General features: G+C 65.3%; 10 protein-coding genes. 4 read left to right on the top strand and 6 right to left on the bottom strand.

Translation table 11 applies throughout. From position 1 onward, the window contains the following. Window positions 1-11: 11 nt before the first annotated feature. Complete coding sequence (locus FNA67_RS14035; protein ID WP_147656423.1) at window positions 12-944, top strand: DMT family transporter; 933 nt, start codon at window positions 12-14, stop codon at window positions 942-944. A 51-nt stretch (window positions 945-995) separates the two neighbouring features. Here FNA67_RS14035 and alaS read toward each other — a convergent pair whose 3' ends face one another. Continuing rightward, window positions 996-3644 (bottom strand): alanine--tRNA ligase, encoded by a 2649-nt coding sequence (gene alaS, locus FNA67_RS14040; protein WP_147656425.1) that lies wholly within the window; start codon window positions 3642-3644, stop codon window positions 996-998. A 426-nt stretch (window positions 3645-4070) separates the two neighbouring features. After that, window positions 4071-5147 (bottom strand): recombinase RecA, encoded by a 1077-nt coding sequence (gene recA, locus FNA67_RS14045; protein ID WP_049705753.1) that lies wholly within the window; start codon window positions 5145-5147, stop codon window positions 4071-4073. 349 nt (window positions 5148-5496) lie between these two features. Between recA and araD1 the strand changes: the two genes are divergently transcribed. Next, entirely contained in the window at window positions 5497-6492 is a 996-nt protein-coding gene (gene araD1, locus FNA67_RS14050; protein ID WP_147656427.1) for an AraD1 family protein, read from the top strand. Between the two features lie 31 nt (window positions 6493-6523). On the opposite strand, the gene FNA67_RS14055 is transcribed toward araD1, so the two are convergent. Both FNA67_RS14055 and FNA67_RS14060 read right to left on the bottom strand, forming a co-directional pair. Continuing rightward, complete coding sequence (locus tag FNA67_RS14055; protein ID WP_147656429.1) at window positions 6524-7528, bottom strand: ABC transporter permease; 1005 nt, start codon at window positions 7526-7528, stop codon at window positions 6524-6526. 11 nt (window positions 7529-7539) lie between these two features. Then, window positions 7540-8280 (bottom strand): ATP-binding cassette domain-containing protein, encoded by a 741-nt coding sequence (locus tag FNA67_RS14060; protein WP_049705756.1) that lies wholly within the window; start codon window positions 8278-8280, stop codon window positions 7540-7542. A 505-nt stretch (window positions 8281-8785) separates the two neighbouring features. Here FNA67_RS14060 and FNA67_RS14065 point away from each other — a divergent pair. Together FNA67_RS14065 and FNA67_RS14070 are read left to right on the top strand one after the other, a co-directional pair. Beyond that, on the top strand, window positions 8786-9778 hold the full coding sequence (locus tag FNA67_RS14065; protein WP_147656431.1) for a substrate-binding domain-containing protein: 993 nt from the start codon (window positions 8786-8788) through the stop codon (window positions 9776-9778). Window positions 9779-9943: 165 nt separating this feature from the next. Beyond that, window positions 9944-10972 (top strand): aldo/keto reductase, encoded by a 1029-nt coding sequence (locus tag FNA67_RS14070; protein WP_147656433.1) that lies wholly within the window; start codon window positions 9944-9946, stop codon window positions 10970-10972. Window positions 10973-11096: 124 nt separating this feature from the next. Here FNA67_RS14070 and cckA read toward each other — a convergent pair whose 3' ends face one another. Both cckA and flhB read right to left on the bottom strand, forming a co-directional pair. Next, window positions 11097-13664 (bottom strand): cell cycle histidine kinase CckA, encoded by a 2568-nt coding sequence (cckA, locus tag FNA67_RS14075; protein ID WP_049705759.1) that lies wholly within the window; start codon window positions 13662-13664, stop codon window positions 11097-11099. A gap of 73 nt (window positions 13665-13737) precedes the next feature. Next, window positions 13738-14832: a flagellar biosynthesis protein FlhB gene (flhB, locus tag FNA67_RS14080; protein WP_049705760.1), complete on the bottom strand. Its 1095-nt coding sequence runs from the start codon at window positions 14830-14832 to the stop codon at window positions 13738-13740. Window positions 14833-14843: the final 11 nt, after the last annotated feature.

Raw genomic sequence — 14843 nt, forward strand, 5'->3', positions numbered from 1 at the left:
GGGAGTTGCCCATGCCGATCGGCGTTCTGTTCGCCTTTGTCGCCTACGCCGTCTACTCGTGCGCCGACGCCCTCATCAAGGCGCTCGGCGGCTCGGTGGGCATCTTCGAGATCGGCTTTTTCACCTACATCTTCTCGCTGATCCCGGCCCTGCTGACCAAGCCGCCCCAGGAGAGCTGGCGCGGCATCTTCGCCATGAAGAACCCGGGCCTGGTACACCTGCGCGCCTTCTTCGGCCTGGCGAGCGCGGTGCTGGTGACCTATTCGTTCATCACCATCCCGCTGGCCGAAGCCTACGCCATCGTCTTCCTCATCCCGGTCTGCATCACGATTCTCTCGGTCTTCGTGCTCAAGGAGCATGTGAGCCTGCAGCGCTGGGTGCTGGTGCTGCTCAGCTTCGCCGGGGTGATGGTGGTCGTGCGGCCCGGCTTCCGCGAACTCGAACTCGGACACCTCACGGCCTTCCTCTGCGTCGGCTTTTCGGCCGGCACCACCACCATCCTGCGCCTCATCGCCAGCCAGGAGCAGCGCACGACGCTCATCGCCATCCCCGCGCTCTGGGCTATCGTCTTCAATGGCCTGGCCATGATCCCAAGCTTCCACATGCCCAACCTCATGGAAATGGCGCTGCTGATCATTGCCGGCGCCGTCATCGGCACCGGGCACCTCATGCTGGTGCTGGCCACCAAGCACGCCCCGGCCAGCGCCGTGGCCCCGATCCAGTACAGCCAGATCGTCTGGGGTATCTTTTTCGGTGCGCTGTTCTTTTCGGAATTCCCCGATGGCGTGGCCATCGTCGGCATCGTCGTGGTGGTGGTCGCCGGCCTGCTCAACGTCTTTGCCGACGGCGCCAGCGCCCGCATTGCCGGGCGCTTTGCCGAGTTCCGCGCCCGGCGCGACGGGGCGCGCAAGAATATTGTCGAGGTCCAGGGCCCCGAGCCCTGATCGGACAAAAGAAAAAGGCCGGCGTTTCCGCCGGCCTCCGTTTTCTTCCAGTTAGCCCGCCAAGGCGCCCTTTATGGCCGCCAGCGCCTCGCTGGCCTTGGAGCCATCCGGCCCGCCGGCCTGGGCCATGTCGGGCCGGCCGCCGCCGCCCTGCCCGCCCAGCGCTGCAGAGCCGACGCGCACCAGATCGACGGCGGACACCTTGCCCACCAGATCCTCGGTGACGCCGACCGCCAGGCCCGCCTTGCCATCCTCGGTGACCCCGATGATGGCGACGACGCCCGAGCCGACCTGCTTCTTGGCCTGGTCCACGAGCCCGCGCAGATCCTTGGGCTGAAGCCCATCGACGGCGCGGCCGACGAAATTATAGCCGTTGACGGTCTCGGCCGCAGCCGGCGCCCCGCCGGTGCCGCCGCCCATCGCGAGCTTCTGCTTGGCATCGGACAGCGCCTTCTCGGAACGCTTGAGCTGTTCCTGGAGCGCCTCGATCCGGTCGAGCACCTCGGTGGGGCCCGAGCGCAGGAGCGTCGCGGCGTTGGAAACGATGGCGGCATTGTCGTTGCCGCGATGGCGCGCCGCCTTGCCGGTCAGCGCCTCGATGCGGCGCACGCCCGCGCCCACGGCGCTTTCGCTGACCACCGAAATCAGCCCGATATCGCCAGTCCGGCGCACATGGGTGCCACCGCACAACTCCACCGACCAGCCCACGGCATTGCCGGTGGGGTCGCCCATCGAGACCACGCGCACTTCATCGCCATACTTCTCTCCGAACAGCGCGCGGGCGCCCGAGGCCTTGGCCTCCTCCACGCCCATCAGGCGCGTCTCGACCGGCGAATTCTGCAGCACGATCTCGTTGGCGAGGTCTTCGACCTCGGCGAGTTCCTGCGGGCTCATCGGCTTGGTGTGCACGAAATCGAAGCGCAGGCGGTCGGGCGACACGAGCGAACCACGCTGGGCCACGTGATCGCCCAGGATCAGCCGCAGCGCCTCGTGCAGCAGGTGGGTCGCCGAGTGGTTGGCGCGAATGGCCGACCGGCGCGAATGATCGACGTCCAGGCTCAGGAACTGCCCGTTGCGGATCTCGCCCTCGGTCACCTTGACCTTGTGCGTGAAGACGCCGTGATGCTTGGAGGTATCGACGACCTCGGCGGCGACACCCTCGCCCTTGAAGGCGCCGGTATCCCCGACCTGGCCACCGCTCTCGCCGTAGAACGGGGTCTGGTTGAGCACCACGAACCCTTCCTCGCCGGTCTTGAGCGCATCCACGATGGCGCCATCCTTGATGAGCGCGGTCACCTGGCCCTCGGCATTCTCGGTTTCATAGCCGAGGAATTCGGTGGGTCCGACCTTGTCGGCGACCGTGTACCAGATGGTATCGTCGGCGCTCTCGCCCGAACCGGCCCAGCTCTTGCGCGCCTCGGCCTTCTGGGCCTCCATGGCGGCGCTGAACCCGGCCTGGTCGACGGTGATGCCGCGCGTACGCAGCGCATCCTCGGTGAGGTCGAGCGGGAAGCCGTAAGTGTCGTAGAGCTTGAAAGCGGTGGTGCCATCGAGCACTGCGCCCTCGCCCAGGTCCTTGGTTTCGTCGGCAAGAATCTGGAGGCCACGGCCCAGGGTCTTGAGGAAACGGTGTTCCTCGAGCCGGATGGTCTCCTCGATCATCGCCTCGCCGCGCACGAGCTCGGGATAGGCCTGGCCCATCTCACGCACCAGCGTCGGCACGATCTTGAAGATCGCCGGCTCGTTCGAGCCCAGGAGCGTGGCATGGCGCATGGCGCGGCGCATGATGCGGCGCAGCACGTAGCCGCGGCCTTCATTGGAGGGCAGCACGCCCTCCGCGATCAGGAAGGACATCGAGCGCAGGTGGTCGGCGATGACGCGCAGCGAGGTGTTGCCGTCGCCATCGACACGCGCGCCGGTCGCCTGGGCAGCTGCCGAGATCAGCGTCTTGAAGAGATCGATGTCGTAGTTGTTGTGAACGCCCTGCATGACCGCGGCAATGCGCTCCAGGCCCATGCCGGTGTCGATGGAGGGACGCGGCAGGCCCGAGCGCGAACCGTCATTCTGCTGCTCGTACTGCATGAACACGAGATTCCAGATCTCGATGAAACGGTCGCCGTCTTCCTCGGGCGAACCCGGAGGGCCGCCCCAGACGTGATCGCCGTGGTCGTAGAAGATTTCCGAGCACGGGCCGCACGGCCCCGTATCGCCCATCTGCCAGAAGTTCGACTTGGCGCCCAGCCGCACGATCTTGTCGTCGGAGAGCCCGGCGACCTTCTTCCAGAGCGCGTGAGCCTCGTCATCGTCCTGGTAGATCGTGACCGAAAGGCGCTCGCGCGGGAGCTCCCATTCCTTGGTCAGGAGGTTCCAGGCAAGCTCGATGGCGCGCTCCTTGAAATAGTCGCCGAACGAGAAATTGCCCAGCATTTCGAAGAAGGTGTGGTGACGCGCCGTAAACCCGACATTGTCGAGATCGTTGTGCTTGCCGCCGGCGCGCACGCATTTCTGTGCCGTCGTCGCCGTCGAATAGGGACGCTTCTCGACGCCCGTGAAGACGTTCTTGAACTGCACCATGCCGGCATTGGTGAACATCAGCGTCGGATCGTTCCGGGGCACGAGCGGGCTCGATGCCACCGGTTCGTGCCCTTCCCTGGCGAAGTAGTTCAGGAAGCTCGACCGGATGTCGTTTACGCTGGTCATGGTATAGGCGTTCCTCGCGGAAGGTGGCGCGCCCCCGAGCGCACCCTTGGAAATTTGACCGGGCTTTCTATCGCGCGGGTGATGGTTCGTCCAGCGGCGCGGTGGAGCAATGGAAGGCTCAGGCGGGGCGCGACGTCCACGGCGCTTGCCGCCTCCCGGCTTCCTCCCCCTCGTGGGGAGGGGATCGAGGGCGGGGGAAGGCCGCAGACACCGAGGGTGGAGCTACCCCCACCCTTGTTCCCTCCCCACAAGGGGGAGGGAGACCTGCCGGGGCGAATGAGGTCAACTTGCATTAGGGCAAACTTGCTACGGGCATGGCTTAGCCGGACGTCAGCAGCTCTCTCCCCTGGGCGCGGCTCGGGGCCTCGAAACAAAAAGGGCGCCGCTTGTGCGACGCCCCACAATCTCTCTCGGACAGAGCCGAGCTTATTCCTCGGTGCCCTCGGCATCCGATTCCGGCGTTCCCGCGGTGATCAGCGCATCGCCCAGCAGGCCGGCGCTTTCGCGCACGCCCTGCTCGATCTGGGCGGCGATCTGCGGATTGTCCTTGAGGAACTGCTTGGAATTGTCGCGGCCCTGGCCGAGGCGCTGGCTATCATAGGAGAACCAGGCGCCCGACTTCTCGACGATGCCGCTCTTGACGCCCAGGTCGATGAGCTCGCCGACCTTGGAAATGCCCTCGCCATACATGATGTCGAATTCGACCTGGCGGAACGGAGGAGCCAGCTTGTTCTTGACCACCTTGACGCGCGTCTGGTTGCCGACCACTTCCTCGCGGTCCTTGATGGCGCCGATGCGGCGGATATCGAGGCGGACCGAGGAATAGAACTTGAGCGCATTGCCGCCCGTGGTGGTTTCGGGCGAACCGAACATCACGCCGATCTTCATGCGGATCTGGTTGATGAAGATCACCATCGCCTTGGACTTGGAGATCGAGGCGGTGAGCTTGCGCATGGCCTGGCTCATCAGGCGCGCCTGCAGGCCCGGGAGGGAGTCGCCCATCTCGCCTTCGAGTTCGGCGCGCGGCGTGAGCGCGGCCACCGAATCGACCACCAGCACGTCGATGGCGCCCGAACGCACCAGCGTATCGGCGATCTCGAGTGCCTGCTCACCGGCGTCCGGCTGGGAAATCAGCAGGTCATCGACATTGACGCCGAGCTTGCGGGCATAGACGGGGTCGAGCGCATGTTCGGCGTCCACGAAGGCGCAGATGCCGCCATTGCGCTGCGCCTCGGCGATCACGTGCAGGGCCAGCGTCGTCTTGCCCGAGCTTTCCGGCCCGAACACTTCCACGATACGGCCACGCGGCAGCCCGCCGATGCCCAGGGCGATGTCGAGGCCCAGCGACCCGGTCGAGATCGCCTCGACCTCGATGGAGGAATTCTCGCCAAGGCGCATGATCGAGCCCTTGCCGAAATTGCGCTCGATCTGGCTGAGAGCCGCAGCGAGCGCCTTGTCCTTATCCATGCTTCCCTCGATAACGCGCAGTGGTGTAGTCGACATGAGTCCCGCTCCTTATTTCACGCCATCGGCACCGGTGCAACGCGGCTGAGCCGCTATTCCCCGTCCATCTAATGTGCCTATTTTGTTCTCATTTTGTTTCCAAACTGTCAACACGCAAAATGAGAACGGCAAAAACTAATTCACGCGGCCCGAGACCAGCTTTTCCTGCCGATACTCCCCCGCGCTCCTCCCGCCGCCAATTGGGATTTCTCCGGCTCCGGCGCGCACCGATTTTCATCACGTTTTCCGATAAAGACCGGATTTTTGGATTGCTGACCGTTTTCCCCCTTGCCCCGCCCCGCCAGCTTGCGTTTTATGCGCGCACCGCTTGAGGGAGGGCGCCAGGCAAATGAATCTCATCCAGTTCCAGGACGACAATGGCGACCGCGCCGTAGCGGCGATCGAGAACGGGGTGGCCCGGCTCATCAAGGACGCAGCGAGCGTTTATGACCTGACGCTGGCCGCCATCGACCGGAACGTGACCATCGGCACCATCATCGCCGAGAAGGGCCTGGGCGCCACGCTCGACCGCGACGCGATCGTCGCCGAAGGCCGCCTGCTCTCGCCCATCGACCACCCAGATCCGGCCCATCTCTACGTCACCGGCACGGGCCTGACCCATCTCGGGTCCGCCGCCACGCGCAATGCCATGCACAAGTCGGCCGGCACCAAGACCGAGGAAAACCTCACCGATTCCATGAAGATGTTCCGCATGGGCCTGGAAGGCGGCAAGCCCGCGCCGGGGCAGGTCGGCGTCCAGCCGGAGTGGTTCTACAAGGGCAACGGCTATTCGGTGGTGCCGCCCGGCCGCCCCATCCCCTCCCCGGCCTTCGCAAAGGACGCCGGCGAGGAGCCGGAAATCGCCGGCATCTACATCATCGACCAGGACGGCAACCCGCGCCGTCTCGGCTTCGCCCTCGCCAACGAGTTCTCGGACCACGTGACCGAACGGGTGAACTACCTTTTCCTCGCCCATTCCAAGCTGCGCGCCTGCTCGTTCGGCCCGGAACTGCGGCTGGGCGATCTCCCACGCCACATCGAGGGCATGTCGCGCATCCTGCGCGGCGGCAAGGTGCTGTGGGAAAAGCCGTTCCTGTCGGGCGAGGACAACATGTCCCATACCATCGCCAACCTCGAATACCACCACTTCAAGTACGAGCTGTTCCGCAACCCCGGCGACATCCACGTGCACATGTTCGGCACGGCGACCCTGAGCTTTGCGGACGGCATCAAGACCGAGCCTGGCGACGTCTTCGAGATCGCCGAGACCCAGTTCGGCGCGCCGCTGCGCAACGCGGTGGCCTGGGACGAGGCCGAAACCATCGAGATCAAGCCGCTCTACTGAGCGGTGCTCCGAGGGGGAGCCTGCGCTCCCCCTATTCGCTCGTCTCCCGGTTCCGCAGCCGGTCGAAGGCCACGGCGATGACGATGAAACAGCCTACGAACGTGCCCTGCCAGAAGGTCGAAATACCGAGCAGGATCAGGCTGTTGCGGATGACCTCGATCAGCACCGCCCCCACCACGGCGCCGAAGGCCGTGCCGGAGCCGCCGGCAAGGTTCGCGCCCCCGATCACCGCTGCGGCGATGACCGTGAGTTCCATGCCCTGCCCCAGGTTGGTGGTGACGCTCCCCAGCCATCCGGCCTCGAGAAAGCCGGTGAGCCCGGCCGTGAAGGCCACGAACATATAGACCGAGATCTTGACCGCCTTGACCGGCACGCCGGTGAGCACGGCCGCCTTCTCGTTGCCGCCGATGGCGAAGAGATAGCGCCCCCACCTGGTCCAGTGCATGGCCAGCCCCGTCACCAGCGCCAGCGCGGCGAGCACGTAGACGGGATTGGGAATGCCGAAGGTCGAGCCGCCGCCGATCTGGAGCAGCAGCGCCTGGTCGGGGCCGAACTGGTAGATCATCTTATTCTGCGACATCACCATGCCGATGGAACGCGCCACCGACATCATGCCCAGCGTCACCACGAAGGGCGGCATGCCCATGATGGCGATGAGCACGCCATTGATGAGCCCGACAAGGAGCGAAGCGGCCATGGCCGCCGGAAACGCCACCGTGATCGGCAGCCCGGCCGACATCAGCACCGAAGTGACGATGGCCGAGACCAGCACGGTCGAGCCCACCGAAAGGTCGATGCCGCCTGTGATGATCACCGCCGTCATACCCACCGCGATGATGCCCACGAAGGTGAAGTTGCGGGTGACGTTGAAGAGGTTGCCGGGCGTGGCGAAAGTGGTGGTGAGTATCGAGAGGGCGAGGCAGGCCAGAATGGCCGCCAGCAGCACCCAGAACACCTGCCGGCTCAGCAGCCAGGCCACCGGCCCGCGATGTGTACGTCCCTCAATCGCCTGGCCCAGGGTTTCGTCTGCACTCATCGGACCGCTCCCTAAGCCTGCTTGATGGCGCCGGTGATCAACCCGGTCACTTCTTCGGGCGACGAATCAGCCACCCGTTTGTCGGCGACCTTGAGGCCGCGCCGCAGCACCACCAGTCGGTCGCATACGGCGAAAATGTCGGGGATACGGTGGCTGATCAGCACCACCGCGATGCCCTGGTCCTTGAGCCGGCGGATAAGGTTGAGCACTTCGGCCACCTGCCGCACCGAAATGGCGGCGGTCGGCTCGTCCATGAGCACGATCTTGGGGTTGGAAAGGCGCGTGCGCGCGATGGCCACCGCCTGGCGCTGCCCACCCGACATGCGCCGCACCACGTCGCGCGGCCGCGTCTCGGACTTGAGCTCGGCAAAGAGCTCGCCGGCGCGCCGGTACATGGCGCGGTAGTCGAGGATCTTGAGGAAGCCCCAGCCAATGGTCTTTTCGCGCCCGAGAAAGATATTGGCGGCGGCGGTGAGGTTATCGGCCAGCGCCAGGTCCTGGTAGACGATCTCGATGCCCTTGGAGCGCGCATCCTTGGGGCCGTGCAACTGCTCGGTGCCGCCATCGATGCGGATGATGCCGCCGCTGGGGTGGAAATTGCCCGCGATGATCTTGACCAGCGTGGATTTGCCCGCGCCGTTGTCGCCCACCAAGCCCACCACCTCGCCCGGTTCGAGCGACAGCGAAACATCGCTCAGCGCCTGGATGGCGCCGTAATGTTTGGAAATATTCTCAAGCTCAAGCACCGCCATAGCGGCATCCCCTCCCCGGAACTCCGCAAGCGCCTCCACGCCGATCGGTAATCTATAGGGGCAGCACGCGCACAGCGTCAATGCACACGAAAGTTATCTGACAAGACGTTCATGCACCTTATCTGACAGGTTGCGCGACCAATGCTGTAGTTTTCCCAGATTTCTCTTCCCGTACTTGAGCTTGACGCGAGTCCAGATAGCACTCAAAACAAAATTGTTTCGCTTTTCATCTCGCGGCACGTTGACGGAACCCGAAAGGGATCAGTAATATTCTGATCGAGGAGACTTTTCTGCATCGACACCGGACGGCTTTAGCCAACGATTTGGCGCGTCTGCGCAAATCGGTTTGATGTACGTTGGTCAAGCTAATCCGCCTAGTGTCCACGAACTCGTCGAGGAGGTTTCGACCTGACGGCGCGCCGATATTTGCGCGTCCATCCTGCCTTATGACCGGCCTCGGGAGGTCCCCGTTGAGGGGAGCGATAATCGCAATGGGAGGACTAGTATGAGGAAGACCGCATTGTTAGTTGCCGGCGCAGCCCTCTTGGCTCTCGCCGCAGGCGCCGCTCAGGCGCAGGACAAGAAGACCCTCGCCATCGTCGTGAAGGGCCTGGACAACCCCTTCTTCGAGCAGATCAACCTGGGCTGCCAGCAGTGGAACAAGGACCACGCCGACAGCGAATACACCTGCATGTACACCGGTCCGGCCTCGAGCACGGACGAAGCGGGCGAAGTGCAGATCGTCAACGACCTGCTGACCAAGGGCGTGGCGGCCATCGCCATCTCGCCCTCCAACGCCCCGGCCATGGCCAACATGCTCAAGACCGCCGCGCCCACCATTCCGGTGATGACGGTCGACGCCGACCTCAACCCAGAGGACAAGGCGCTGCGCAAGACCTACCTGGGCACCGACAACTACCTGATGGGCGTCAAGATGGCCGAGGAGGCCATGAAGCTCAAGCCGCAGGGAGCCACCGTCTGCCTGCAGCTCGGCAACGTCTCGGCGGCCAATATCGCCGCGCGCGCCCAGGGCTTCCGCGACACCGCCGCCGGCGCCAAGAACGTGGACAAGCTCACCGGCCAGAACGGCTGGACGGAAGTTGAAGGCTGCCCGGTCTTCACCAACGACCAGTCCGACCTTGCCAACCAGCAGATGGCGGACGTCTTCACCGCCCACCCGGACCTGGGAGCCTTCATCCTCGTCGGCGGCTGGGCCCAGTTCGCCCCGCAGGCCTATGCGCAGGTGACCGACCAGGTGATGCCCAAGCTGAAGTCGGGCGACCTGATCATCATCGCCGGCGACACCCTGCCCCCGCAGACCCAGGCCTTCCGCGAAGGGCGCTCGAACGCCCAGATCGGCCAGCGCCCCTATGAAATGGGCCTGAAGGCACCGGACGTGATGATCCAGCTCATCAACGGCGAGAAGGTGGACGACCCGCTCTATACCGGGCTGGACGTCTGCACCACCGCCGACCCCGGCTTCTGCAAGGACAACTGAGGACGGTAGCGGCGCCCCCGCCAGGGTGCGCCGCTCCCCATCAGGAGGCCCAGGCGCGAGATGCCCGCCGGCAACTCGCGCCGTGCTTTTTTGCCCGCCCGGCTTGAGGCGGCTTTACCTCCGCCAACTAACATGTCAGTTAGAGGCAACCTGAGGGAGGGCCGCATGACCAGCGCTAAAACCACGTTCCAGACCCGCCGCATCGGCCAGACCAGTCTCGAGATTTCGACCCTGGGGCTGGGCGGCGCGACCATCGCGGGCATGCGCGAAAAGGTCCCCGCCGAAGTCGCCCGCGCCACCGTCGCGCGCGCGCTCGATGCCGGCATCACCTATTTCGATACCGCCCCGCGCTATGGCACCGGCCTTTCCGAGCGACTGATGGGCGACGTGCTGCGCGACCGGCGCGAGGGGACGGTGCTTTCCACCAAGGTAGGGCGCCTGCTCAAGCCGCATTTCGGCCCGCGCCCGGCCGACTTCCAGTTCATGGGCGCCCTACCCTTCGAGGAAGTCTTCGACTATTCCTACGATGCCATCATGCGCTCGTTCGAGGACAGCCAGCAGCGGCTGGGCCTGAACAAGATCGACATCCTCTACGTCCACGACATCGGCACCGCTACCCACGGGGTGGAGGGCAACAAGCCCTACTGGAAGCAGCTGGAAACCGGCGGCTACAAGGCTCTGCTCGAACTCAAGGCCTCCGGCCAGATCGGCGCCATCGGGCTGGGGGTGAACGAGTGGGAGGTGCTCATGGACGCCTTCGAACTCGGCGACTGGGATGTCTTCCTGCTGGCCGGCCGCTATACGCTGCTCGAGCAGACCTCGCTCGACCCGTTTCTCTCCACCTGCCTCAAGCGCAAGGCTTCGGTGGTGGCCGCGGCGCCGTTCAACTCCGGCATTCTCGTGGGCGGCACCACCTGGAACTACGTCAAGGCGCCTGACGACGTCATCGCTCGCGTCGGCGCCATCGAGGAGGTGTGCGCCCGGTTCGGCGTGCCGCTCCCGGCCGCCGCGCTGCAATTCCCGCTGACCCATCCCGCCGTCTGTGCCGTACTCCCCGGGCCACGCAGCCCCGAGGAACTCGACGGCATCCTCGCCTGGTGGGGCGTCGAGATTCCGGACGAATTCTGGACGGCACTGGCCGACAAGGGCCTGCTGGCCGACGGCACGCCCCTGCCTGGCGGCAAGGCCGCCTAAAGCGGTCGAAGGGGTAAACCGCGCCCCGAAACGCCGCACGATCACTGGGCCCCGGCCTTCGCCGGGAAAGAGGGACCGGAGGGGCAGGTGTCGTGCGGGGCGAACGAGCGTCCCCGCGCCAACCTTACTCGGCCGCCCCGCTTCCGGTGGCGGCGAGCACTTCCTTGACCTTGGAATTGATCTGGTCGAGCGAATAGGGCTTGGGCAGGAATTCGACGCTCTGGTCGTCCTCGATGTCCTTGCGCACGCTCTCCTCGGCATAGCCGGAAACGAAGATGACCTTGATGTCCGGCCGCTTCTCGCGCACGCGCTTGAGCAGCGCCGGGCCATCCATCTCGGGCATCACCACGTCCGAGATGATGAGGTCGACTTCGTAGCCGATCTCATCGAGCACCTCGAGCGCCTCTTCGCCCGAATCCGCCTCGAACACCTCGTAGCCGGTGGTCTTGAGGGCGCGGGCCGAGAAGGCGCGCACGCTCTCCTCGTCTTCCACGAGCAGGATGCGCTCGTGGCCGGTGAGGTCCCTGACCGGCGCGGCCACGGCCTTCTGCGTCAGCTCGCCCTCGGCGGCACGATGGCGCGGCAGGAAGATCTTGAAGGTCGTGCCCACCCCGACCTGGGACACCGGATAGATGTAACCTTCGGTCTGCTTGATGATGCCGTAGACCGTCGAAAGCCCCAGGCCCGTGCCCTTGCCGAGTTCCTTGGTGGAGAAGAACGGCTCGAAGATCTTCTCGAGCACCTGCGGGCTCATGCCCGTGCCGGTATCCTCGACCTCGATCAGCACATAGTCCGCCGGCGGCATGCCGGTGAAATGGAAGTCGGACGACTGCGCCGCCGTGATATTGGCCGTGCGGATGGAAATCTTACCGCCGTTCGGCATGGCGTCGCGCGCATTGACCACCAGGTTGACGATCACCTGCTCGAGCTGCACGAGGTCCGCGCGCACCGGCCAGATCTTTTCCCCGTGGTTGACCTCGAGCGTGATGGTCTCGCCGATCAGGCGCTTGAGCAGCACCGTGAGGTCGTCGATGTTGGTCGGGATTTCGAGGATCTGCGGGCGCAGCGTCTGCCGGCGCGAGAACGCCAGGAGCTGGCGCGTCAGGCCGGCGGCGCGGTTGGCGCTCTGCTTGATCGACATCAGGTCGCCGAACGAGGGATCGCCCGGCTTGTGCTTGAGCAGCAGCAGGTCCGAGAAACCGATGATGGCGGTCAGCACGTTGTTGAAATCGTGCGCCACGCCACCAGCGAGCTGGCCGACGGCCTGCATCTTCTGGCCCTGGGCAAACTGCGCCTCCAGCTTGCGCTGGTCGGTCATGTCGAGCGCATAGACATTGACGCGCTCGGCGGAATCCTCGCTCTGCTCGGAGCCCGAAACATAAAGGCGCACCGCATGGTCGCCCTCGCCCGCCAGCGAGGCATCCACCGGCGTGATCTCGGAGCGGTTCTGCGTGGCGGCCGTCACGGCCACCTGGAAGGCCGCGCGATTGGCCTCCACCAGCAGGTTCACCAGCGGCATGTTCTCGAGCGCCTGCTTTTCGCCGGACCAGTTGAAGATGCGGCTGAACGGAGCGTTGGTGCGCACGATGCGCCCTTCCCCGTCGAGCGTGGCAATGGCGAACGGCGTATCGTTGAAGAAGCGCGAGAACCGCACCTCGGCGGCGCGCAACGCCTCCTCGCTGTCCGCGCCGCGGCTGCGGTCGAGCACCAGCGTGCGGGTCTCACCCAGTTCGCCATCGGCAAGCCGGGCGGCGCGGTGCAGCAGGCGCACGGCCATCGAGGTGCCGTTGCGGCGCACGAAGTCGATATCGATGATCTCGGTGCGGATTTCGCCATCGCCGCGCCCGCGCATCAAGAGGCTCGCGTTGTCGCCGCGGCAGATGTCGTCCAGGTGCACCGTGCCGGCCTCGAACTCGGCCAGGTCATAGCCCAGCCAGTCGGCCAGCGTCGAGTTGAGGTATTGCACCCGCCCGTCGGCATCGGCGGAAAAGAAGCCCGCGGGCGCGTGATCGAGATAATCGATGGCGCGCTGCAGCTCGAGAAAGGCGTTTTCCTGCCGCTCGCGGTCGCGCGTGATCTCTTCCACGGACCAGAGCACCAGCGGCTTGTCGGCCCCATCGACCTCAGGCAGCGCCCGCACGGCGACGCGATACCAGAAGGGGCGGCCGAAATCGCCGGCTGCGCCCTCGAGCCCGCCGACAAGACGAATGTCCTCGGTGGCCGGACGGCCATCCTGGGCGGCGCGCGAGAGGCGATAGACCGCCTCGCTCGCCTCGGGCTGGCCGGCAAACAGACGCGGCACGCTCACCGGCACGCCGTTGGAAATGCCCCCGGCGAACCCGCCATACTGGGCGTTGACGTAGGAAATCTTGCCTTCCCGGTCGGTCACCACAGCGCCGAACGGCAGGCTGTCGACCACGGCGCGCGAAAGCGTGCGCTTTTCCTCGTTGCCCGCGAACCGGAAGAGCCCGGCAGCCAGCGCGAAGAGGCAGAAAACGCCCACCACGGCCAGCAACCCGAGGGCCAGCAGCATGGCATCGGCCGGTATCTGCTCGCTGAAAGCGGCATAGGCACTGGCCAGGGCGATGAGCACCACGGCGAGCGCGACGACGCGCCACAATCCCGACCCGCCACGGGGCCGCGAAACGAGAGGTTCGGGATAAATGTCCTCGTCGAGCGGAGAAGCTGCCATGCGGGTTATGTCACCACCGAATCAAGCCTATCCTGTGGTAGCAAATGGCTTAACGCCTTGGGTAGGCCAAAGGCTAATTTCGCGGTTCAGAACCTCGCCAGGAACGCGTGTTCTTTAGCCGCATGACGTAGCCGATGACCTGCGCCACCGCCTTGAAGTGTTCGGCGGGGATGGTTTCGTCGATTTCCACGCTCGCATAGAGCGCGCGCGCCAGCGGCGGGTTCTCCACGATCGCTACGCGATTCTCCTCGGCGACGGCGCGGATGCGCAGCGCCACCGCGTCCACGCCCTTGGCCACGCACAGCGGCGCCTGCATGGTCTTGTCGTATTTGAGCGCCACCGCGAAGTGGGTCGGGTTCATCACCACCACGGTCGCATCGGGCACCGCGGCCATCATGCGCTGGCGGCTCTTTTCCATGCGGATCTGGCGGATACGACCCTTGATCTTGGGGTCGCCTTCCATCTGCTTGAACTCGTCGCGCACTTCCTGGACCGTCATCTTCTGCCGCTTCCACCATTTGTTGCGCTGGTAGAGGTAGTCGGCGAGAGCGATGAAGGTCACCGCGATCAGCGAGGAAATGATCACCTTCATGCCCAGGGACTGGAAGGTATCCAGGATGATCGCCGGGTCGGTGGTCATCATCGTGTCCATGCGGTCGCGCTCGGGCCACACGGCCATGAAGATGGCGGCGCCCACGATGCCGAGCTTGGCCAGGCCCTTGGCGAAGTTGACCAGCGCCTCGCTCGAGAACAGGCGCTTGGCGCCCGCGAGCGGGGACACCTTGGAAAGCTTGGGCGTAATCGGCTCGAGCGAGAGCAGCGGCCGGTGCTGGATGAGATTGGCCGCCACCGCGCAGGCGGTCAGCACCACCAGCGGCACCAGCGCCACAAGGATAATCGAGCCCCACAACCCCCAGAGGAACGCACCCAGCGCCGGCCCGCCCACCTCGAACTGGTCGGCATTGGCGATGAGGGTCTTGAAGGTGCCGCTCAGGTTCGCGCTCGTGGACGGCGCCAGCATGGCCATCAGCGCCGCGGCGCCCAGCAGCATGAACCAGGTCGTCACCTCCTGGCTCTTTACGACATCGCCCTTCTTGTGGGCGTCCTCGAGCTTTTTGGCGGAGGGGTCTTCTGTTTTCGAGGATTCTTCGGGGGCTTCATCGCTCATAGGCGGCCCCC

The organism is Youhaiella tibetensis, assembly GCF_008000755.1.
Taxonomy (GTDB): Bacteria; Pseudomonadota; Alphaproteobacteria; order Rhizobiales; family Devosiaceae; genus Paradevosia; species Paradevosia tibetensis.

What these genes read in the sequence shown, in the direction of transcription:
- FNA67_RS14035 (WP_147656423.1), top strand. Translation starts at nt 12, where the DNA reads ATGCCGATCGGCGTTCTGTTCGCCTTTGTCGCCTACGCCGTCTACTCG.
- alaS (WP_147656425.1), bottom strand. Translation starts at nt 3,644, where the DNA reads ATGACCAGCGTAAACGACATCCGGTCGAGCTTCCTGAACTACTTCGCC.
- recA (WP_049705753.1), bottom strand. Translation starts at nt 5,147, where the DNA reads ATGTCGACTACACCACTGCGCGTTATCGAGGGAAGCATGGATAAGGAC.
- araD1 (WP_147656427.1), top strand. Translation starts at nt 5,497, where the DNA reads ATGAATCTCATCCAGTTCCAGGACGACAATGGCGACCGCGCCGTAGCG.
- FNA67_RS14055 (WP_147656429.1), bottom strand. Translation starts at nt 7,528, where the DNA reads ATGAGTGCAGACGAAACCCTGGGCCAGGCGATTGAGGGACGTACACAT.
- FNA67_RS14060 (WP_049705756.1), bottom strand. Translation starts at nt 8,280, where the DNA reads ATGGCGGTGCTTGAGCTTGAGAATATTTCCAAACATTACGGCGCCATC.
- FNA67_RS14065 (WP_147656431.1), top strand. Translation starts at nt 8,786, where the DNA reads ATGAGGAAGACCGCATTGTTAGTTGCCGGCGCAGCCCTCTTGGCTCTC.
- FNA67_RS14070 (WP_147656433.1), top strand. Translation starts at nt 9,944, where the DNA reads ATGACCAGCGCTAAAACCACGTTCCAGACCCGCCGCATCGGCCAGACC.
- cckA (WP_049705759.1), bottom strand. Translation starts at nt 13,664, where the DNA reads ATGGCAGCTTCTCCGCTCGACGAGGACATTTATCCCGAACCTCTCGTT.
- flhB (WP_049705760.1), bottom strand. Translation starts at nt 14,832, where the DNA reads ATGAGCGATGAAGCCCCCGAAGAATCCTCGAAAACAGAAGACCCCTCC.